Below are 21533 nucleotides of genomic sequence, written 5' to 3'. Positions count from 1 at the left end.
CGCCCCAAAAGCAAACCGGCCGCGAAAGCGGCCGGCTGTATCGTGCGACGGATCGAAACGCTTACTTGAGCGTGACCGGCACGCTGAAGTACTTCTTCGCGAGGTTGTCGATCGTGCCGTCGGCCTTCAGCCCCTTCAGCGCCTGATCGAGCGCGGTCTTCAGCGCCGCGTCGTTCTTGCGCAGGCCGAAGCCGACGCCCGAGCCGAGGATGTCGGCATCGGCCACCGTGCCGCCGGCGAAGCCGAAGCCCTGGCCTTGCGGCTTCGACAGGAAGCCCTTCGAGCCCGCTTCCGAATCCTGGAACGTCGCGTCGAGACGGCCCGACTTCAGGTCGGCGTAGGCCAGGTCCTGCGTCTGGTACGGCACGACCTCGACACCGGCCGGCGCCCACTTCTTCTTCGCGTACGCTTCCTGGATCGTGCCCTGCAGCACGCCGACCCGCTTGCCCTTCAGCGCTTGCGGCGTCGGCTGGAGGCCGCTGCCCTGCTTCGCGATCAGCTGGTTCGGGATCGTGTAGATCGGATCGGTGAACGCGATCGCGTGCTTGCGCTGGTCGGTGATCGTCATGTCCGAGTTGATCGCATCGAACTTGCGCGCCTGCAGCGCGGGGATCAGGCCGTCGAAGTCGTTCTCGACCCACACGCACTTCACCTTCAGCTTCGCGCACACCGCGTTGCCGATGTCGATGTCGAAGCCGGTCAGCTTGCCGTCGGGCGTCTTGTATTCGAACGGCGCGTACGAGGCCTCCACGCCGAACCGGATCTCCTTCAGATCCGCCGCCATCGCGCTGCCTGCCGCCACGGCCGTTGCCGCCACTACCGCGTGCGCGGCCACTTTACGCCAATCCAACTTCATCAGGTGTTCTCCTCGATACTCGAATGTTCCGGAACTACGGGCGCTTGCATCATTGCCGGGCCGGATGACCACGACAATCCCGATGCCGCGCCTTGATGCGGCGCAACAGCCGCAAGGCGGCGATTGTACCAATCCGCACGGCCCGATACGGCAAAGCGGCCGCCGGCACGCGATGCTGCGCTGCGTGCGCCGGCGTCGGCCGGGCCTTCGTCGAACTTGCAAGACGATGTCGCAAATACGCAAGGGCCGATGCGCGGCCGGCGGACGTCAACCCAAAATGCGAATGCGGCGCGACGACGCGCGGGCTGCCGATCACCGCAGCCGCGCGCAACCGCGCATCGCTCAAACGAGCGCGGCGAGCGTGTCGCGCGTCGTGTCGACGACGAGCAGGCCCGCGCGCAAGCCCGGCTTCACCGACGGATTCGGGAACACGATGCGCTCCTCGTCGTGCTTCACCGTATAGCGGTAGTCGCCGTCCTGCGCGAGCACGGTGCCGCGCGCGAACGCGGTGAAGTTCGCGACGTCGGCCGCGACGAACAGCTCGAGCGCATCGCTCTGCTTCGTGATCTGGTCGATCACGGTGAACACGCGTGGCAACGGCGCATGGCTCGCCCCCGGATGGCCGCCCCGCGCATCGACATCACGGGGCGCGCCCGACACGAGCTTGCGCACCGCGCGGTCGGCCGGCGCGAAGCGCGACAGATCGTTCTGGCCAAACGGCCGCACCTTGCCGAGTTCCAGCGTGCACGCGAGCGTGCAACAGTGCTCGGCCGTGAAATGCGAATACGTGTTGCCCTTCGCGGTATGCAGCAGCACGGCCGCGATGCGCGCTTCGCCAAGCCATTCGACCATCGCGCGGGTCGGCGGCGTGCCCGTGTGCGGCAGCAGCGCGAACTGCTCGAACACCGATGCGCGAATCGCCGTGTGCATGTCGATGTGCCAGCGTGCACCGCCCGCCGGCGCGGCCGCGAAGAACGCGGCGGCCGCCGCTTCGAGCTGCGCCGCGCGCGGCGCTTCGCGGCTCGTCGGCACCTGCGCGTGACGGCCGCTGAACAGGCGGTTCAGGTCGTCGTCGAGATAGCGCTCGCCCGCGCGCATCGCCGGCACGTTGCCGAGCACGACGAGCAGCCGGCACGCGAGCGGCAGCGTGCCCGCCGCGAGATCATGCACGAGCATCGACAGCAGCTCGATCGGCGCGGTCTCGTCGCCATGCACGCCGGCCGACACGAGCACGCTCGCGCGCGCAGCGTCAGCATCGGCATCGCCCGCCGCATCGCGTGCGGCCGGCTCGAACGCGAGCAGCCCGTCGCCGAGCCATTGCCAGCGCACCGCGCCGTCCGCGCACGCGCCGTCCTTCACGGCCGGCGGGTCGCCCGCGAGCGTGAACTCGAGGAAGTCGTCGAGCAGCGCGGCGGCCGGCATGCGGGACTCAGCGCTGGAAGTCATACAGCGACCCGACACGCAGGATCTGCGTGAGCTCGTCGAGCGCCGTGCGCGATTCGTCGAGCAGCGTCGGATCGGCGAGATCTTCCGGGGCGAGACGGTCGCGATAGTGCTTTTCGATCCACGCGTCGAGCGACGCGAACAGCGTGTCGTTCATCCACACGTTCGACGTGACGGCCGCCCGCTCGGCGTCGTTCAGCACGACGCGCAGGCGCAGGCACGCAGGCCCGCCGCCGTTCTTCATGCTTTCGCGCAGGTCGAACACGAGCACGTCGCGGATCGGGCCGTTGCCGGCCGCGAGTTCGTCGAGATAGGCCGCGACCTTCGCGTTCTCGCGACACTCCTGCGGCACGACGAGCACCTGCGAGCCGTCGGCGCGCGACAGCAGCTGGCTGTTGAACAGGTACGACGTGACCGCGTCGTTCACGCTCACGGCAGCATCCGGCACTTCGATCACGTTCAGCCGCGCGCCGCGCGCGTCGAGCGTGGCCGTCAGCGTGTCGTAGATCGCCTGCTTGTTGACGAACGCGCGCTCGTGCGTGAACAGCGTGTCGCGGTTGCCGACCGAGATCACGTCGTTGTGGAACACGCCCGCATCGATCACGTCCGGATCCTGCTGCGCATAGACCGTCGCCGTTTCGTCGAGGCCGTGGCGCTGCGCGACCGCGCGGCTCGCCTCGAAGGTCTGGCGCGCCGGGAAGCGCTTCGGCTCCGGGCCGCGGCGGTATTCCGCACGGCCGTACACGAAGAACTCGACGCCCGGCTTGCCGTATTCGGCGCAAAAGCGCGTATGGTTCGCGGCCCCTTCGTCGCCGAGCGCCGGCGTGCCCGTCAGCGCCTCGTGCACCGCGAAATGCGCGGGATCGGCGAACAGCGTCGACAGCGTGCGGCGCGTCGCGTCGTGCTCGATCGCGCGATGCAGCTTGCTGCACAGGTTGGCCGGCGTGAAGTGCACACGGCCGTCGCCGGTGTCAGCCGACGGGCTGACGGTCGCCGCGTTCGCGGTCCACATCGCCGATGCCGAGCTCGCCGCGGCGAGCAGTTCGGGCGCCTGCTTCGCGGCCTTCGCGATCACGTCCGCGTCCTTGCCGGAGAAGCCGAGCTCGCGCAGCAGGCGCAGCGACGGCCGCTCCTGCGGCGGCAGCACGCCTTGCGCGAAGCCGAGATCCGCGAGCTGCTTCATCTTGCGCAGCCCCTGCTTCGCGGCCGCCTTCGGGTTCGCGGCCGACTTCTCGTTGTTGAGCGACGCCACGTTGCCGAACGACAGCCCGGCGTAGTTGTGGGTCGGGCCGACGAGTCCGTCGAAATTGGCTTCTTGTGCGTTCATCGTCGTTCCCTCGATCAGAAGTGCAGGCCCGGCGACAGGCTCGCGGGCAAGGTCAGTTGCGTGCTTTCCACCGACGCCATCGGATACGCGCAATAGTCGGCCGCGTAGTACGCGCTCGGACGATGGTTGCCCGAGCGACCGGTGCCGCCGAACGGCGCGGCGGACGATGCGCCGTTGGTCGGGCGGTTCCAGTTGACGATCCCCGCCCGGATCGTGCGGCGGAAGTGCTCCCAGGCGTGCGCGTCGTCGGCCAGCAGGCCGGCGGACAGGCCGAACGCCGTGTCGTTCGCGCGTTCGATCGCTTCGTCGAACGTCGCGTAGCGGACGATCTGCGCGAGCGGGCCGAAGTGCTCTTCGTCGGGCAGGTTCGCCACGCCGGTCACGTCGATGATCGACGCGTTCACGAAACCCAGGCGCGGATCGCGCTGCGTCATCTCGATGATCGGCTTCGCGCCCTGCTCGATCAGGCGCGACTGCGCATCGACGAGCTTCGCGGCCGCGCGCGCCGAGATCACCGCGCCCATGAACGGCTGCGGATCGGCATCGAACACGTCGGCCGTGATCTTCGACGTGACGTCGGCCAAGCGGGCGAGGAAGCGCTCGCCGAACGCGCCCTGCGGCACGAAGATGCGGCGTGCGCACGTGCAGCGCTGGCCGGCCGACAGGAACGCCGACTGGATCGTGTGGTGCACGGCCGCGTCGAGGTCCTCGACTTCGCCGATCACGAGCGGGTTGTTGCCGCCCATCTCGAGCGCGAGCACGATTTCCGGACGGCCGCCGAACTGCCTGTGCAGCAGCGTGCCGGTATCCGAGCTGCCGGTGAAGAAGAGGCCATCGATCTGCCGGTGATTCGCGAGCGCGATGCCGGTGTCCTTCTCGCCCTGCACGAGGTTCAGCACGCCGGCCGGCAGGCCGGCTTCCTGCCACACCTCGACCGTCGCGCGCGCGACGCCCGGCGCGAGCTCCGACGGCTTGAACACGACCGTGTTGCCCGCGATCAGCGCCGGCACGATATGGCCGTTCGGCAAGTGGCCGGGGAAGTTGTACGGGCCGAACACCGCGACGACACCGTGCGGACGATGACGCAGCACCGCGACGCCGTCGGCCATGTCCTGGCGCTTCTCGCCGGTGCGTTCCTGGTACGCCTGGATCGAGATGCCGACCTTCGCGGCCATCGCCGCGACTTCGGTGCGCGCTTCCCACAGCGGCTTGCCCGTCTCGCGGCCGATCGCCGTCGCGATCGCTTCCTTGCGCTCGGTGAGCAACGCCGCGAAGCGCTTGACGATTTCGCAGCGCGCTTCGAAGTCGAGCGCCGACCAGCCGGCGAATGCGCGGCGCGCGCTCGCGACCGCGCGGTCGACGTCGGCTGCCGACGCACTGTCGCCCTGCCACGCGATCGCGTCGGTGCCCGGGTTGCGCGAAGCGAAGGCGGGGCCCGAGCCTGCGATCCAGGCGCCGTCGATGAAGAGTTCCGTCATGATTCGTTTATCCCTGTTTGACTTTGAGCGGCAGCACGCGCACCGGATCGCCGGCCTTCACGTCGAGCGCGGCGGCATCGTCGGCCGACAGCACGAACGCACCGTTCGCGACCACGCCGGGCGCGACGCCGACGCGGAAATCGTTCAGCGACGTGTTCGACACGAGCGACTTCGGCGCACGGTCGCCCCGCGCGTCGTCACCGGTGTCCGGCTCGCCGATCGCGACCGGCACAACGACGCTCTCGCGCACCGTGCGCAGGTCGTTGACGTGGCATTCGAGCACCGGGCCCGCGTCGAAGATGTCGACGTGGTTCTGGTAGCGCAGCCCTTCCGCCTCGAGCATCTTGCGCGCCGGCAGCGTGTCGCGGTGCGTGAGGCCGACCGCGTCCTGCGCGTCCTGCGGCAGCAGGTCGACGTACACCGGATAGCGCGGCATCAGCTCCGCGAGGAACGACTTGCGGCCGTGCGAGCTCAGGTAGTCCGCCGCATTGAAATCGATCTGGTAGAAGTGCGAACCGACCGCGCGCCAGAACGGCGACGTGCCGTCTTCGTCGAAGTGGCCGCGCAGTTCCGCGCAGATGCGTTCCGGGAACCGGTCGCGGAACTGCGCGATGAACATGAAGCGCGAGCGCGACAGCAAGCCGCCGACACCGCCCGTGCGATAGCGCGGGCTCAGGAACAGCGAGCACACTTCCGCGTAGCCCGTCAGGTCATGCGAGATGTTGAGCGCGGACATCCGCGTCCACACGCCGAGCTCCTGGCTCGCGTGCACGACCGTGCTCACGCGATAGTTGTAGAACGGCTGTTCGAGGCCGACCTGCGTCTCGATCCCGCACACGCCCGCGATGTCGCCCGTCTTCGAGTCTTCCATCACGAAGAAGTAGCCGGCTTCGCCCGGCGCGGCGTTGCCCTCGAGCGTGCGGCGCGAGCGTTCGATGCGCGCGGCGAGCGCGTCGCGGTCGGGCTTGAACGTGGTCAGGCCCGGCCCGGTTTCCTGCGCGAGCGACACGAGCGCGTCGACGTCGCCCGTTTGTACGACCCGAACGACGATCATGCTGCGCCTCCCTTCGTTTCTTCATCGTCGCGGCGGTGCAGCGGCACGCAGCGCACGACATCGCCATCCTTCACATCGAGCGCCGCGCGCACGTCGCCGGACAGCGGCGCCAGGTCGCCGTGCGCATCGTCGTCCGGCAGGTCGGCCAGCACGCAGCGGAACGATTCGCCGCTGCCCGTCGACACCATGTACGCAGCGTCGCCCTGCTGCCGCGCGGCTTCGCGCACGGTGCGCTCCGCGGCGTGCTTCACGCATGCGATGCGGTCGACCTGCGCGGTCAGCACCGGACCCGCGTCGAAGATGTCGACGAAGCGGTCGGGCTCGAAGCCTTCCTCGAGATGGATGTCATACGCGAGCAGCGCCGTTTCGTTCGGCTCGCCGAGCACGCGCTGCGCGGCTTCCGGCAGCAGCGGCACGTAGAGCGGATAGGCCGGCATCACTTCCGCGATGAACGTGCGGCTGCGGCCGCCCGACGCGATGTCGACGTCGGTGAAGTCGCGGCCGAAGAACTTGCGGCCTACCGCTTCCCAGAACGGCGAGGCGCCCGTGTTGTCGCTCACGCCGAGCAGCAGCGTGAACACTTCCGGCGTGAAGCGGCGGCGGTTCGCGGAGATGTACATCATCCGCGCACGCGAGATCAGGTGCGCGGCCGCGTCGCCGCGCAGCGACGGATCGACGTAGAAGCCGGCCAGCCGGCTCTTGCCGGTCAGCTCGTGCGACATCGTGAGCGCGTGGATCTTGCGGTTCACGTGCAGCTCGCGCGACGCGTGGATCAGGGCGTCGTTGCGGAACGCGTAGAACGGTTCCGAGTAGCCGGCCGCGGCCACGATGCTCGCCGTGCCGAGCAGCTTGCCCGTCGACGAGTCTTCCAGCACGAAGAGGTAGAACTCTTCGCCGGCGAAGTCGACGTCCGCGCGAAACGAATCCTCGGAGAGCGCCACGCGCGCTTCGAGCGCCGCGCGGTCATGCGGCAGCGAGTGCAGGACCGGCTGCGCGGTGCGCGCCATGTGCGCGAGCGCATCCAGATCCGTGAGTTTGCCGGGGCGAACAAATAGCATCGTCGTTCCTGTCTGCGATGGGTGCGCCGATCAGCGCGCGGTGGCTTCCTGGGGCGCGAGCACCTGTTCGACTGCCTTCTCGAAGCGCTTCATGCCTTCGTCGAGCAGGTCGAACGGAATCACGAGCGACGGCACGAAACGCAGCACGTTCGGGCCTGCGATCAGCATGATCAGGCCGTTCTCGGCGGCGGCCGTGACGAAGTCCTTCGCGCGGCCGTCGAAGGCGGCGGTCAGTTCCGCGCCGACCAGCAGGCCCTTGCCGCGGATGTCCTTGAAGATGCCGAAGCGTGCGTTGATGCGTTCGAGCGCGCCCTTCAGTCGCACGCTGCGTTCGCGCACGCCTTCGAGCAGTGCCGGGTCGCCGACCAGTTCGACGACCTTGTCCGCGATTGCCGACGCGAGCGGGTTGCCGCCGTACGTCGTGCCGTGCACGCCGACCTTGAAGTGCGCGGCCAGCTCGTTCGTCGTCAGCATCGCGCCGATCGGGAAGCCGTTGCCGAGCGCCTTCGCGGTCGTGAGGATGTCCGGCGTGACGCCCGTGTCCATGTAGGCGTAGAACTGGCCCGTGCGGCCGACGCCCGTTTGCACTTCGTCGAAGATCAGCACTGCGTCGTGCGCGTCGCAGGCTTCGCGCAGTGCTTTCAGGAAGGCCGGATCGGCCGGGATCACGCCGCCTTCGCCCTGCACCGGCTCGACGATCACCGCGCAGGTTTGCGGGCCGATCGCGGCCTTGGCGGCTCCGATGTCGTTGAACGGCAGGTGCTTGATGCCGGCCGGCACCGGGCCGAAGCCTTCCGAGTATTTCGGCTGGCCGCCGACGCTGACCGTGAAGAACGTGCGGCCGTGGAACGACTGGACGAACGATACGATTTCGTATTTGTCGGCGCCGTGGCGGTCGAATGCGACGCGGCGCGCGAGCTTCAGCGCGGCTTCGTTCGCTTCCGCGCCCGAGTTCGCGAAGAATGCGCGGTCGGCGAAGGTCAGCGATTCGAGGCGCTTCGCGAGGCGCAGCACCGGTTCGTTCGTGTAGCCGTTGCCGATGTGCCAGAGCTTGCGGCCTTGTTCGTCCAGGACTTTCAGCAGTTCCGGGTGGCCGTGACCCAGCGACGTCACCGCGATGCCGCACGCGAAATCCACGTATTCGCGGCCGGCCGTGTCCCACACGCGGGAGCCCTCTGCACGGTCCGGCACGAACGGCGCGGGGGAGAATACCGGCACCATCACTTCGTCGAATGTCTGGCGGGTCACGGTCGAGGTCGTCATGGTCGTTCCTTTCGGTTTCGTAAGAGGGTTCAACAGGATCAAGTTTAGGTAAGGGTGACGCAAGCGTCTTGCGGATTTGCGACGGGTTCTATCGGAAGCGGCTTCGTCGCTTTATTTTGCTCTTCTGCAGTTGGGGTTTCTTCGTTCGGTGTGTGTGTGGTTGGTGGTGCGCTTAGGTTTTCGTGAAGCACCCGCAATCGTGTCGGTCTATTAGCGTCGCCCCTGCGCGGGGCGGCGGTTACTTTTCTTTGTCTTGCCAAAGAAAAGTAACCAAAAGAAAGGCGCTCAGACAACGCATGACCTCCCGGTGCCATGGCCACCAGAGTGGCCCTCGCCTAAGTGTCCGCGCCAGTAAAGAACCCGGAGTGGTTCGAGCAATAGTTCTGACACCACTCACCACCCCATCAGAGCGGTATACCTCCCGCTAGCTCCGCCCTCGCTTCGCTCGGCCGACAGGGACGCACCCCTTGAGCAGCGTAGTCGGTCGATCAATCCCAGACCACATCACACAATGCCACGGCCCCTATGCACATGCAGCCAGCCATCCTCACTGATCACGAAGGGATCGAATGAGCACCAATCGGCAGGCAGCGTACCCAACGCGATCGCGCCATCTCAAGCATCTCGCAATATTGAGACGTCCCCTTGCGTCGAGCGACTACGATTGTGAATTTCCGAGGGGGCCAAACAATGAATAGAAGAATTGCAGTTGTCGGTGACAGCCTTTCTAGTGGTGGAACGATTCAACCATACAGCGGGCCGCCGTTCCTTGTACACGGCCATCAAGCAGCTCTGATTGGCGGCAGCGCGTACTGCACTACGTGCAAGAGCATCGGCATCATCGCAAAAGCAGGCGGTCCGTATCGGCTCAAGTTTCAGGGAGAGGTCGCACTAGACCAAGACATTGTGCTGTGCGGTTGCTCGATGCCGCCACGCATCATGGCATCACTTGCAGGTGAAGCATTGTGCAGTGATGGGCTAAAGGGACTCGGAGAAGTCGTTTCGAGCCGCACGACAACAGGCGGCGTCACATCAATCAAAAAAGGCGCGTTTGACGAGCAAGTCGAGACGACGGTAAGCAGCGACCTTGTTGCCGGACCGGCAGGCTATCCATACTACATCGAGACGGCAGACGGCCGTGCCCATTCCGGCGAGCTTGATGCGAGCAGCATCCTGCCTCGCATCCATACCGGCGATGCATCCGGGGAGTACATCATTTATTGGGGAGACGAAGCCATTGCAAAACAACATCGCGGGGTCAACAATGCCTAACCCGCCCACGAAGGTCGTAACGAACAAAACGGAAAAGTCGAAAAAATCAGTGCAACTCCAGGCGCTGTCCTTTCAAGAGCTTTGGAACGCATATCCGACCAAAGACCCCTATGACGACCCTACCGGCGAGTATGAAAACCAGTGTGCTATCCGCATGAGCGTCACGTTTCACAAGGTCGGAAGCAGCATGAAGTCGTTTTCCCAAAATGTGTTGAAGCCGATGCCGGGCAAGAAAACGCTGGGCCGTCTGATTCTCGATGGAAAGGCGACTGCAACCCGCGCTTACGAACTGGCTGAATGGCTGAAGCTTCACCCCTTTCTCGGCGTGGGGAGGCCCGAGGACATCAGCGGGCCGGATTGGCAAGACAAGATAAAAGGTCGAACCGGTATCATCTATTTTTTCGGTTACTGGCGCCAGGATGGCGACTCAGCCGATGCACTGAGCGGCGGTCACATCGACCTGTGGAACAAAGACACACTGACACCATCCTTTGCGTCGCTCTGGCGATTTCGCCTTGGTCAGCGAACGTTCCCAGACTTATTGTCACGGCTTCGCGGGGGGAACGGGAATGTGATTTCGGACCTAGCGAAATCTAAAGAAATCCTGTTCTGGGAGGTGAATTGAGACGTATAGCGTTCGCTATTCTAGGCCTCGTGTGGGGCTTGCTTGTTGCAGCGGCGTGCCTCTATGTATTCAGCCATATTCCTTGGCCGGACGCCCTGCAATCGCGGTCGACCGGCTGTAGCGACATGGAACACTGCGCGCCTCACGCAGTTTACATCGCAACCTTGCTCATTACGACCTTATGGCCGTCGGTCGTTTTTGCCACGCTCAACGCCTTTGCTTATAAGCGTTGGTCGCCGCGCAGATGGAGCATCAAGTTCGCAGCTGCCACATTGTTCGTCATGCTGATCTATTTATTGCTTCACGTCGCCCCCTACCTATGGCTCGTCGACAGATGGCTTGTCAGATAGCCACTTAGAAAGTCGAAAGACCACTCCAGGTTCCCAACTGGCGCCGACACTTAGGCGAGGGCCACTCTGCTGGCTATGGCACCGGGAAGTCATGCGTTGTCTGAGCGCCTTTCTTTTGGTTACTTTTCTTTGGCAAGACAAAGAAAAGTAACCGCCGCCCCGCGCAGGGGCGACGCTAATAGACCGACACGATTGCAGGTGCTTCACGAAAACCTACGCGCACCACCAAAAACCCAAACCTTAATCCTTCCCCCGCTCGACAAGAGCGCCCCCCCGAGGCTCACTCCCGCCCCCAGTCTGCTTCTCGAGCCATGCCCGCCGATCTTCCCGAGGCGTAACCCCAAACCGCTCCCGATAGGCATTAGAAAAATGCGCAGCAGAAGAAAACCCACAGGCGAGACTGACTTGAACGACCGACTTACTGGTCCGCTGCAACTGAGTGCGCGCCTTGAGCAGTCGAAGATTGAGGTAATACTTGGAGGGCATGGCCCCGAGATACTGTCGAAAGAGCCGCTCGAGTTGACGCCGCGACACGCCGACAAGCCCGGCAATCTCATCGGTAGTCAAAGGATCCTCGATATTGGCTTCCATCAAAAGCAAAGCATCATTCAACCGAGGATGTCGCTCACCGGGCGCGGTAACAAAAGGAATCCGTTGGCGCTCCTCACCACTCCTCAGCGTCCCGGCGCCGAGCGCATCGGCAATCCGCTCCGCGAGATCCGCCCCATGTTCGCGGCCGATCATGGCCAGCATGAAATCGACAGTAGCCTGCCCACCGGCACAGGTCGCCCGATCGCGATCGATCTCGAAGATCTGCTGCGTGACGATCGACCGCTCGAACTGCTCGGCGAACTGCTGATACGTCTCCCAGTTCACGCTCACCCGATACCCGGAAAGCTGCCCGGCCATCGCGAGCCACCACACGCCGTGGTGAATCCCCGTGACGACCGGCGTGCGCTGCCCAATGCGCGCAAGACTCGCGAGAAACAATCGATAGTCGGCAAACTGCTGAAACCGCTCCGACACGACGATCAGCCAGTCGCACGCGACAGCATCGTTGAACGCCGCATCGGCATGCCACTGCGCGCCGCCGGCGAGCGGCACGGGCCGCCCGTCCCACGAACACACCTGCCAGCGATACAGCAAGCGCCCGTCGATCTCGTTCGCGAGATTCAACGCATCGACAATCGGCCCCACACCCGACATCGACACGGGCGGCAATGCAACGATCGCCACCTGCGTCGTGCGGGTGGCGCCTGCGGGACGAGTCACCGGTACCACGTATGAAAACCCGCCCGTCGCGTTACTTGAGGCTGCCCGACAGGAACTGCTTCAGACGCTCGCTCTGCGGACGCACCAGCACCTCCTTCGGATCGCCCTCTTCCTCGGTCCGCCCCTGATGCAGGAACATCACGTGGTTCGACACGTTGCGCGCAAAACCCATCTCGTGCGTGACGACGATCATCGTGCGGCCTTCCTCGGCCAGCTTCTGCATCACCTTCAGCACTTCACCGACGAGCTCCGGATCGAGCGCCGACGTCGGCTCGTCGAACAGCATCACGTCCGGATGCATCGCAAGCGCACGCGCGATCGCGACACGCTGCTGCTGGCCGCCCGACAGATGCGACGGATACTGCTTCTCGACACGCGGCGCGAGACCGACCTTCTCCAGGTACGCACGTGCACGCTCCTCGGCTTCCCGCTTCGAAATGCCGAGCACGTGCACCGGCGCTTCCATCACGTTCTCGAGCACGTTCATGTGCGCCCACAGATTGAAGTGCTGGAACACCATCGCGAGCTTCGTGCGGATGCGCTGCAACTGCTTGTGATCGGCAACCTCGAGCGCGCCGGCGCGGTCGGGCTTCGTGCGCACGGTCTCGCCGTCGACGACGATCTGCCCCGCATTCGGCCGCTCGAGAAAATTGATGCAGCGCAGGAACGTGCTCTTGCCCGAACCGCTCGCGCCGATGATGCTGATGACGTCGCCGGCCTTCGCGTTCAGCGATACGCCCTTGAGCACCTCGTTATCGCCGTAGCGCTTGTGAATGTCGACCGCGGCAAGCTTGGTGGAAGCGGACGCGCTCGTTTGAGTGATCTCGGCCAACTGGCTCTCCTCGAAGTGAAATCAATGACGGCCGGCCGCGAGATACGCGAGCCAGTGGCGCTCCGCCCGGCGAAATGCCGCGACGAGTGCGAACGATACCGCAAGATAGATCAGCGCGGCGATCCCGAACGACTGGAATGCCATGTAGGTCGCGGAATTGGCGTCGCGCGCGACCTTCAGGATGTCGGGCACGGTCGCCGTGAACGCCACGGTGGTCGCGTGCAGCATCAGGATCACCTCGTTGCTGTACAGCGGCAGCGCGCGGCGCAGCGCCGACGGCAGGATCACCCGGCGGTACATCGTGAACGGCGTCATCCCGTACGCACGCGCCGCCTCGACCTCGCCGTGCGGAATCGCGCGAATCGCGCCCGCGAAGATCTCGGTCGTGTACGCGCAGGTATTCAGCGCGAACGCGAGAATCGCGCAGTTGAAGCCGCTCCTGAAGAACGCGTCGAGCAGCGAGTGCGAACGCACGAACTCGAGGCTGTACATGCCCGTGTACATCAGCAGCAACTGCACGTAGAGCGGCGTGCCGCGGAACACGTACGTGTAGAACCGCACCGGCATCGACAGCCACTTGTTCTTCGACACGCGCGCGACCGCAAGCGGCACCGCGCACACGAAGCCGAGCGAAATCGACGCGACGAGCAGCCACAGCGTCACCGCAAGGCCGGAGAGGCGCTGGCCGTCCCAGTAAAGGAACGCCCGGCCGAATTCCTGGAGGATCTCGATCATAGTTCTGCGTGGCGCACGCCCATGGAATAACGCTTCTCGAGCTGGATCAGCACGAGGTTGGAGACGGTCGTGATCGCGAGGTAGATCAGCGCCGCGATGAGGATGAAGAAGAACATGTTGAACGTGCTCTTGCCGGCGTCCTGCGCGGCCTTCACGACGTCCGCGAGGCCGATGATCGACACCAGCGCGGTCGCCTTCACGAGCACCTGCCAGTTGTTGCCGATGCCCGGCAGCGCGAAGCGCATCATCTGCGGAAACATGATCCGCACGAACACGCGCATCCCGCTCATTCCGTACGCCGCGCCGGCCTCGAGCTGCCCGCGCGGCACCGACAGGAACGCGCCGCGAAACGTCTCGGTGAAGTACGCGCCGTAGATGAAGCCGAGCGTCAGCACGCCGGCGACGAACGGATCGATGTCGATCTGCTCCCAGCCGACGAGGTCGGTGAACTGGTTCAGCCAGATCTGAATGCTGTAGAACAACAGCAGCATCAGGACGAGATCGGGCACCGAGCGGATCAGCGTCGTATAACCGGTCGCGATCGCTCGCAGCACCCGGTTGTGCGACAGCTTCGCCACCGCGCCGATCAGCCCAAGCGCCACCGCGGCAGCGAGCGACAGCACCGACAGCTCGATGGTCTGCACGGTGCCGGCCCAGAGGACGGGACCAAAGCCGTAAAGGAACACGCGCGTCTCCAGTGTTGAATGAACACCGGCACGCAAACTTCTGTCGCGCCGGGCTGACGCGGATAGTCGCAAGCGAAAATGATTGCCTCAAATCACCGTGCGCGCGACTGTTGCATTGCAACAATTCGCCCGATCATTTGCAGGCCCGGCCTACGCCCCTGTTTCAAAAGGGAAAAACCCGCTTCCTGACAGTCGGATGACACGCAGGGAAGCGGGCTTTTTGCAATTTTCCGGTCGCTTTTTCGATATAGCGCCAGCGCCGGGACGCAGGTTCACCGCCCCTTCAGGATGTCGGAGCGCGAAGTCGTATAGACGAGCCCGTCCGGGCCGAAATGGACGTTGAAGAACGCGTCGGTGTTCACGCCATCCTCGAGCCAGCGCCAGCTCCACACCGTCTCGGGCTTCAGCGGGTACTGCGCGATATCGCCCGGCTTGCCGAGCAGGCGCCGCACCTCGTCCTCGTCCATCCCGGGGCGCACCTTCGCGAAGTTCTCGGCGGTCAGCACCTGTGTGGCGCCCGCGTAGTGCCCGCTCGCGTCGAGATCGACGAACCAGGTCTGATTGCCCATCGGGCCGCGCGGATATTCGAGACGCTTGGAGCCATCGGTGAAGGTGCGCTCGGTGTCGGGCTTGCCCATCGTGCCGCGCACGTCGGCTTCGGTCGATACGCCGACCTTAAGCCCCTTGAGCAGCAGCGGCGCCGGCTTGATCGCGGTGAAAAAATCCCTGATGCGTTGCACGTCGAGATTGCCTTGCTTGTCGTCGCAGCCGGCAAGCGCCAGCGCGGCGGCCAGCATCGTGACGGGGAGCAGCCGGAAACGAAAAATCATCTGAGGAATTGCGCGTCGAGAAAACACGCGCCAAGGATACCCGCGCAACGCCAAAAGCGCGACACGGGCGCGGCCCGTCCCGTGTTCAATGCGTCGTTTCGGTGTGCGCGTCGGACTCGCGGCGCGCGGGCGGTGCATCATCCGACCCGGCCGGCAGCCCACGGATGCGGCGCCGCGTGCGCACGAGTTCGGCAAGCTGCCACGAACCGAGCGCCACGCAGCCGAACAGCACCTCGCGGCCGCGCTTGACCAGCGCGAGCGACAGCGCCGTCTCGCGATCGACGCCGAACATCTGCGCGAGCAGCACGACGGTCGCCTCCTGCACGCCGAGGCCGCCCGGCACCATGAATGCCGCATGCCGCACGGCCTGCGTCATCGCCTCGATCGCGATCGCGCCGCCGATCGAGACCGGATGCCCGAGCAGCGCGAGCGCCCAGTAGAGTTCGAGCGCACCGAGCACGTAGCCGGCCAGCTGCCAGAAGAACGCACTGAACAGCAGCGCCGTGCGCGACATCAGCGCGTCGATGTCGGCATCGAGCCGGCGGCCGTCGACGCCCTGCAGCAACCGGTGCGAATCGCCGAGCAGACGCCCCGCAAACCGCTCGATCGCGTGGAAGACGCCGCCGCGCCGCATCAGCACGACGCCGAGCACCGGAAGCGGCAGCGTCAGCAGCAGCGCCAGGCCGATCGTGCCGCCGCCCATGTCGTGCGTGGTCGCGAGCAGCAGCACGAGGCCGAGCGCCGCGAACGCATACTGGACGACGATCGTCACCAGCACCTCGACGATCACCGACGCGGTCACGCGGCTCGCGTCGGGCACCTGCCAGCGCGCGATCCGGATCCCGACCAGCTCGCCGCCGATCCCGACCACGGGCAGCAGCCGGTTCACGGCTTCGCGCACGGTCGCGATCCACCACAAAAACGGCAGCGACGCGCGCCGGTCGAGCAGCTGATGCCACGCATACGCGTCGAGCAGCAACGGCAGCGCGTGGAACGGCACGAGCCACAGCAGCGTGAAGCCGGCGCGCTCGAGCATCCGCGACACGTCGCCGATGCCTTCGTGCAGCCCCAGCGCGAGCAGGATCGCGATGCCGATCGGCCAGCCGAGCCATTTGATCCACCGGGTCATGACGAGTGTGCCCCCGCTTCGCGCGACGCACGCGTGCCGCTGCGCCCGGCAAGCTGGCCGAACACGTCCGCAAACCCGCCGGTCGCGACACCGGCCGCCTTCAGCGCGGCTGCGACGCGCGGCGACAGCAGCGCGTCGAGTTCGTCGACCGGGCGGTAATCGGCCATCGTCGGGGTGATCGGGCCGTCGCCGGCCTCGGCCGGATGACAGTAGATCTCGCCGACACCGGGCGGCAGCGCCGCGAGCGCGTCGAGCAGCACGCCCTCGTCCATCGCGCCCGTATGCGCGATCCCGACCACGTAGTCGTTGTGCGCGAGCCCCGCGCGATCGAGCCGGGCGCGCACGAGCGCGATCCACGGCTTGAGCAGCGCGGGCGCGCTCGTTTCATACGGCAGCCGCACCGCGCGCAGCCCGTAGTCGCGGCCGATCTCGATGATCAGCGACAGCACGGTCGGATGCAGGTGGAAATGCTTGTGCGCGTTCACGTGATCGAGCGGCAGGCCGCTCGCCGCGAACGCGTCGAACTGCGCGCGGATCTCGCGGCGCAGTTGCGCACGCACGTGCGGCAGGAAGAAGAATCGGCAGCCGTCCTTCGCCATCGCGTCGCCGAACCGCCCGTCGGGGCCGACGAGCGCGGGGATCTCATGCGCGGGCAGCATGGCCGGCCCGTCCGCGAGGACGAGATGCAGGCCGACCGCGAGCGACGGCAGCCGCCGCGCGCGTTCGATCGCATCGTGCGCCGCGGGCGCACCGACCATCAGGCTCGCGGCGTTCAGCACGCCGTCGCGATGCGCGCGCTCGACCGCCGCGTTGACGCGCGGATGCAGCCCGAAGTCGTCCGCGGTGAAGATCAGCGCCCGCGCCGCCCGCTGCGTCGTCACGAATCAGGCCTCGTGCGCGCGCAGGAAGCGGAAGAACTCGACGCCTTCGCGCAGACGGCGCTTCATCATGTCCCAGCTCGTCAGCATCTCGCGGACGATCTCCCAGATCTTCGACGGACGGAAGTAGAACTGACGATAGAACTGCTCGAGCTGGTGATAGATCTCGTCGCGCGACAGGTGCGCATAGCCGATCGCCGCGAGCTGCACGCCTTCCTTGCTGACCAGGTTGATGGTCTTGTTCTCTTCCATCCAGCCGTTCTCGACGGCCTGCTTGTACAGCGTCGTGCCCGGATACGGCGCGGCGAGCGACACCTGGATCGTGTGCGGATTGATTTCCTTCGCGTACTCGATCGTCTTCTTGATCGTTTCCTGCGTCTCGCCCGGCAGGCCGAGGATGAAGGTGCCGTGGATCTTGATGCCGAGCTTCTTGCAGTCCGCGCTGAAGCGGCGCGCGAAATCGGTGCGCACGCCCTTCTTGATGTTCACGAGGATCTGGTCGTCGCCGGATTCGAAGCCGACCAGCAGCAGGCGCAGGCCGTTCTCCTTCATGACCTTCAGCGTCTTGTACGGTACGTTCGCCTTCGCGTTGCACGACCACGTCATGCCGAGCTTGCCCAGGCCGATGGCGATGGCTTCGGCGCGCGGCAGGTCGTCGGTGAAGGTGTCGTCGTCGAACATCAGTTCCTTCACTTCCGGCATGTTGTCGCGGATCCACTTGGCTTCCGCGAGCACGTTCTCGACCGAGCGCGTGCGGTAGCGATGGCCGCTGACCGTCTGCGGCCACAGGCAGAACGTGCAGCGCGACTTGCAGCCGCGGCCCGTGTAGATCGATACGTACGGATAGTTGAGGTAGCCGATGAAGTAGTTGTCGATCTTCAGGTCGCGCTTGTAGACGGGCGCGACGAACGGCAGTTCGTCCATGTTCTCGAGAATCGGACGCGCTTCGTTGTGCTCGATCGAGCCGTCCTTCGCGCGCCAGCTCAAGCCTTTGATCTGCGAGAACGGCCGGCCCTCGGCGATTTCCTTGCAGGTGAAGTCGAATTCCTCGCGGCACACGAAGTCGATTGCGTCGCTCGCCGTGAGCGAGTTGTGCGGATCGACCATCACCTTCGCGCCGACCATGCCGACCAGCATCGACGGCTTCATCTTCTTCAGGTCCTGCGCGAACATCGCGTCGGTCGGGAACGACGGCGTGCTCGTGTGGATGATCACGAGGTCGTAGTCGTTGGCGATCTTCAGCGTTTCCTCGACCGACAGCCCGTCGGCCGGTGCGTCGACGACACGGCTGCCCGGCACGAGCGCGGCCGGCTGCGCGAGCCACGTCGGGTACCAGAAGGAACGGATTTCGCGCTTCGCCTGATAGCGCGAGCCGGCTCCGCCGTCGAAGCCGTCATACGAAGGGGCCTGCAAGAACAGCGTTTTCATGATTGCTCCGGTAGCCTGCATAGTTCGATTCGTTTCAACGATTCAGTCAATAACCCGCGGGCCGCCGTGCCGGCGCCCGCCGCTCTGTCATGTCGCGTCGCGCGGCGTGGCCGCGCGGCGCGTCTCGGCCGTCCGGCCGAATTCGATCGGGGAACGCGCGCATGGCCGCTCCCTCGGGGAACGTGCGTTAACGTGCGTTAACGGCCGTCCCCGCCTTCCACCGCCGCCGTCGCACGCTCGCCGCCAACGACCGTCATCCGCGCGCCGCGCCACACGACGTGCGTGCCGAACGCGGCCGCGAGCCATTCGAGCGTGAGCAGCGTGTCGCGCACCGCGACGAGCGGCAGATCGCGCCAGAACGCGCGCCAGCCGTCCGCGCCGCGCGCGTGCAGCACCAGCCGCCCGAACGTGCCCACGATGGCCGCGCCACCCGCCAGCGTGCCGGCGAAGGTGCCGTCGAGACGCAGCGCGAGCGCCGCGCCGATCGCGAGCCACGGCGCGGTAAACGTGATGAACAGGAACGTGAAGCCGGCCGGGTTCAGCGAACGGATCGTGCGCAGCCAGCGCGTCTCGCGGTGCCAGAGCGGCCCGAACGACGGCTCGATCACGTCGGTCGCGACCTCGACCTCGGACAGCGCGGTGCGTCGCCCGAGGCGGCGCGGCAGTTCGGCGAGCCAGAAATCGTCGGCCAGCTCGTCCTTCAGCGCGAGCAAGCCGCCGATCCGGTCGAGCGTGTCGCGCGTGAGCGCAAGTGTCGCGCCGAAGCCGAAGTGGCTCGAGCGGCCGAGGTGCGCGATCCGCACCGACGGCGCGAACCACGCATCGACGAACTGCGCGCCGATCCGCGTCCAGAACCCGCCGACGCTGCGCGCATGATACAGACACGTGACGACGCCGACCGACGCGTCGGCGAGCGGCGCCGTCACGCGTTCCAGATAGTCGGGCTTCACCGCGATGTCGCTGTCCGCGATCACGATGCGGCCATACTTCGCGCGTTCGGCCAGATTGATCAGGTTGCTGACCTTCAGATTCTTGCCGTGCACGCGCGCGTCGATCACGAGCGTGATGTCGCACTCCGGATAGTCGGCACGCAAGCGCTCGACCACGGCGACGGCCGGATCGGCCGCCGACGCGACGCCAAACAGCACTTCATGGCGCGGATGGCGCTGCTCGCAGAACGTCGCGAGATTCTCGTACAGGTGCGGCTCCGCGCCGCACAGCGGCTTGAGCACGCTGACGGGCGCGAAGCCGTCGCGCGCCGCCGTGCGCGGCGTGCGCGGGCGCGGCGCGAAGGCCGCGGCGAGCGCGTAGCCGGACGCGGCCAGCGTGAATGCGAGCAGGAGCCAGTCGAGCAGCGTGACGATCGGCGTCATGCGCGCGCCTCCCCGGCGACGCGGGCGCCGTGCCGATCGATTGAACCTGGTTGAACGCGATTGGGTATTCCGACAGCAACGAACGCGGGCACGACCCGACTCCTTGTTCCAGCAGCGTCTGTAATGGCGAGGCTCGGCCCATTCCCCGAATGCGACCGGCACCGGCTTCGCGTGGCACATTTCCGCGCGACCGGACGGGATGCGGGAAAATTCGAATGGCGAACATCGGCACAACATGAACAGGCGCCGGATTTTAGCAGCGCAAATCGGCCCGCGCGTGACGGCGCGCGAAACGGACTTGTGCGATTTCGGCAAAGCTGTGCGATCGGCAAACCATTCGGGTGCCACTACGTTCACGCTAGCGTAAGCACTTTGCAGGCGTATTGCAGTCTTGAAAATCAGACGTTTCGTGGAATTTTGTATGTCGATGCGAAGACATGTCCAATCCCCGTAAAGTTTGGTCATTATTTAGGGATTGAATTGATTTCTGCAACGATCGCGACCTCCCATCCTATGCAACCTTGCACCCCTGAAAGGCGCATGGGTATCCGTGCGTCGCCAGCGCGTTCCGGAACCCTTTGGCAAAATCGTCGACATCTGTTGCGCACGCGCATCACCGCGCCCCTCCCTTTAGAAGGCCACCGATGATTCCGTTTTCCGTACTCGATCTCGCCCCCATTCCCGCCGGCGCGGACGCCGCGCAGGCTTTCCGCAACACCGTCGATCTCGCGCAGCATGCGGAGCGCCTCGGTTACCGGCGCTACTGGCTCGCCGAACATCACAACATGCCCGGCATCGCGAGCGCGGCGACGGCAGTCGTGATCGGTCATGTCGCGGGCGCGACGAAGACCATCCGCGTCGGCTCGGGCGGGATCATGCTGCCGAACCATGCGCCGCTCGTGATCGCCGAACAGTTCGGCACGCTCGCGTCGCTGTATCCGGGGCGCATCGACCTCGGGCTCGGCCGTGCGCCCGGCACCGACCAGACCACGTCGCGCGCGCTGCGCCGCGACCTGATCGGCAGCGCCGACTCGTTTCCGGACGACGTCGCCGAGCTGCAGCGCTACTTCGCGGAACCGGTGCCCGGCCAGCGCGTGCGCGCGGTGCCCGGTGCGGGGCTGGACGTGCCCGTGTGGCTGCTGGGTTCGAGCCTGTTCAGCGCGCAGCTCGCGGCGATGCTCGGGCTGCCGTTCGCGTTCGCGTCGCACTTCGCGCCGGACTACCTGATGCGTGCGCTCGAACTCTATCGCGCGCAGTACCGGCCGTCGGCCGCGTGGCCGAAGCCGCATGCGATGGTCGGCATCAACGTGTTCGCGGCCGATACCGACGACGAGGCGCGGCGCCTCTTCACGTCGCTGCAGCAGCAGTTCATCAACCTGCGCCGCGGCACGCCGGGCAAGCTGCCGCCGCCCGTCGACGCGCTCGAGGCGAGTGAATTCGAACTCGCGAACGTCGCGCACGCGCTGTCGTTCGCGGCCGTCGGCTCGCGCGACACGGTGCGCGACAAGCTGCGCGACCGGATCGCACAGACGGGTGCGGACGAGGTGATCATCACCGCGCAGATCTACGATCACGCCGCGCGGGTGCGCTCGTTCGAGCTGGCCGCGCAGATCCGCGACGAACTGGCGAACGAAACCCGCTGAC

The 21533-nt window shown here is 65.9% G+C and carries 19 protein-coding genes; 3 read left to right on the top strand and 16 right to left on the bottom strand.

Features of this window, described 5'->3' with window-relative positions; genetic code table 11:
• Positions 1 to 61: 61 nt before the first annotated feature.
• The 7 genes from BAMB_RS05435 to BAMB_RS05405 form a co-directional block, all read right to left on the bottom strand.
• Positions 62 to 856 (bottom strand): ABC transporter substrate-binding protein, encoded by a 795-nt coding sequence (locus tag BAMB_RS05435; RefSeq protein WP_011656404.1) that lies wholly within the window; start codon positions 854 to 856, stop codon positions 62 to 64.
• Between the two features lie 342 nt (positions 857 to 1198).
• Positions 1199 to 2278, bottom strand: a complete 1080-nt coding sequence (gene astE / locus BAMB_RS05430; RefSeq protein WP_175783423.1) for a succinylglutamate desuccinylase — start codon at positions 2276 to 2278, stop codon at positions 1199 to 1201.
• A gap of 7 nt (positions 2279 to 2285) precedes the next feature.
• Positions 2286 to 3626: an N-succinylarginine dihydrolase gene (astB, locus tag BAMB_RS05425; RefSeq protein WP_011656402.1), complete on the bottom strand. Its 1341-nt coding sequence runs from the start codon at positions 3624 to 3626 to the stop codon at positions 2286 to 2288.
• 14 nt (positions 3627 to 3640) lie between these two features.
• Entirely contained in the window at positions 3641 to 5104 is a 1464-nt protein-coding gene (astD, locus tag BAMB_RS05420) for a succinylglutamate-semialdehyde dehydrogenase (protein WP_011656401.1), read from the bottom strand.
• 7 nt (positions 5105 to 5111) lie between these two features.
• A complete protein-coding gene (gene astA, locus BAMB_RS05415; protein ID WP_011656400.1) occupies positions 5112 to 6158 on the bottom strand; it encodes an arginine N-succinyltransferase in 1047 nt (348 codons plus the stop codon).
• Positions 6155 to 7216: an arginine/ornithine succinyltransferase subunit alpha gene (aruF, locus tag BAMB_RS05410; RefSeq protein ID WP_011656399.1), complete on the bottom strand. Its 1062-nt coding sequence runs from the start codon at positions 7214 to 7216 to the stop codon at positions 6155 to 6157. The genes astA and aruF overlap by 4 nt, the downstream gene beginning before the upstream one ends.
• A 30-nt stretch (positions 7217 to 7246) precedes the next feature.
• Complete coding sequence (locus BAMB_RS05405) at positions 7247 to 8479, bottom strand: aspartate aminotransferase family protein (RefSeq protein WP_011656398.1); 1233 nt, start codon at positions 8477 to 8479, stop codon at positions 7247 to 7249.
• 690 nt (positions 8480 to 9169) lie between these two features.
• On the opposite strand from BAMB_RS05405, the gene BAMB_RS33425 reads away from it, so the two are divergent.
• Together BAMB_RS33425 and BAMB_RS05400 are read left to right on the top strand one after the other, a co-directional pair.
• A complete protein-coding gene (locus tag BAMB_RS33425) occupies positions 9170 to 9751 on the top strand; it encodes a PAAR domain-containing protein (RefSeq protein ID WP_011656397.1) in 582 nt (193 codons plus the stop codon).
• The gene (locus BAMB_RS05400; protein ID WP_011656396.1) at positions 9744 to 10376 is read left to right on the top strand and encodes a type VI secretion system amidase effector protein Tae4; all 633 of its coding nucleotides are present in this window, start codon (positions 9744 to 9746) and stop codon (positions 10374 to 10376) included. Before BAMB_RS33425 ends, BAMB_RS05400 begins: the two co-directional genes overlap by 8 nt.
• A 590-nt stretch (positions 10377 to 10966) precedes the next feature.
• On the opposite strand, the gene BAMB_RS05390 is transcribed toward BAMB_RS05400, so the two are convergent.
• The 9 genes from BAMB_RS05390 to hpnI form a co-directional block, all read right to left on the bottom strand.
• Positions 10967 to 12007, bottom strand: coding sequence for a GlxA family transcriptional regulator (locus tag BAMB_RS05390; protein ID WP_011656394.1), 1041 nt, complete (start codon positions 12005 to 12007; stop codon positions 10967 to 10969).
• Positions 12008 to 12029: 22 nt separating this feature from the next.
• The gene (locus BAMB_RS05385; RefSeq protein ID WP_011656393.1) at positions 12030 to 12830 is read right to left on the bottom strand and encodes an ABC transporter ATP-binding protein; all 801 of its coding nucleotides are present in this window, start codon (positions 12828 to 12830) and stop codon (positions 12030 to 12032) included.
• 21 nt (positions 12831 to 12851) lie between these two features.
• Positions 12852 to 13565, bottom strand: coding sequence for an ABC transporter permease (locus BAMB_RS05380; RefSeq protein WP_011656392.1), 714 nt, complete (start codon positions 13563 to 13565; stop codon positions 12852 to 12854).
• On the bottom strand, positions 13562 to 14251 hold the full coding sequence (locus BAMB_RS05375) for an ABC transporter permease (RefSeq protein WP_006755250.1): 690 nt from the start codon (positions 14249 to 14251) through the stop codon (positions 13562 to 13564). The genes BAMB_RS05380 and BAMB_RS05375 overlap by 4 nt, the downstream gene beginning before the upstream one ends.
• Before the next feature lie 272 nt (positions 14252 to 14523).
• Positions 14524 to 15081, bottom strand: a complete 558-nt coding sequence (locus BAMB_RS05370) for a lipoprotein (protein ID WP_041491129.1) — start codon at positions 15079 to 15081, stop codon at positions 14524 to 14526.
• A gap of 85 nt (positions 15082 to 15166) precedes the next feature.
• Positions 15167 to 16210 carry a lysylphosphatidylglycerol synthase domain-containing protein gene (locus BAMB_RS05365; protein ID WP_011656389.1) on the bottom strand — a complete coding sequence of 348 codons (1044 nt, stop codon included), beginning with the start codon at positions 16208 to 16210 and terminating at the stop codon, positions 15167 to 15169.
• Complete coding sequence (gene hpnK, locus BAMB_RS05360; protein ID WP_011656388.1) at positions 16207 to 17091, bottom strand: hopanoid biosynthesis-associated protein HpnK; 885 nt, start codon at positions 17089 to 17091, stop codon at positions 16207 to 16209. The genes BAMB_RS05365 and hpnK overlap by 4 nt, the downstream gene beginning before the upstream one ends.
• A 3-nt stretch (positions 17092 to 17094) precedes the next feature.
• On the bottom strand, positions 17095 to 18516 hold the full coding sequence (hpnJ, locus tag BAMB_RS05355; RefSeq protein ID WP_011656387.1) for a hopanoid biosynthesis associated radical SAM protein HpnJ: 1422 nt from the start codon (positions 18514 to 18516) through the stop codon (positions 17095 to 17097).
• Positions 18517 to 18713: 197 nt separating this feature from the next.
• Entirely contained in the window at positions 18714 to 19889 is a 1176-nt protein-coding gene (hpnI, locus tag BAMB_RS05350; protein ID WP_011656386.1) for a bacteriohopanetetrol glucosamine biosynthesis glycosyltransferase HpnI, read from the bottom strand.
• 644 nt (positions 19890 to 20533) lie between these two features.
• On the opposite strand from hpnI, the gene BAMB_RS05345 reads away from it, so the two are divergent.
• Positions 20534 to 21532, top strand: a complete 999-nt coding sequence (locus BAMB_RS05345; RefSeq protein WP_011656385.1) for an LLM class flavin-dependent oxidoreductase — start codon at positions 20534 to 20536, stop codon at positions 21530 to 21532.
• Position 21533: the final 1 nt, after the last annotated feature.

Source organism: Burkholderia ambifaria AMMD (assembly GCF_000203915.1).
In the GTDB taxonomy this organism is placed as follows: Bacteria; Pseudomonadota; Gammaproteobacteria; order Burkholderiales; family Burkholderiaceae; genus Burkholderia; species Burkholderia ambifaria.
The sequence above is the reverse complement of the archived record's forward strand: the minus strand, read 5'-3'. Positions and strand labels throughout refer to the sequence as shown.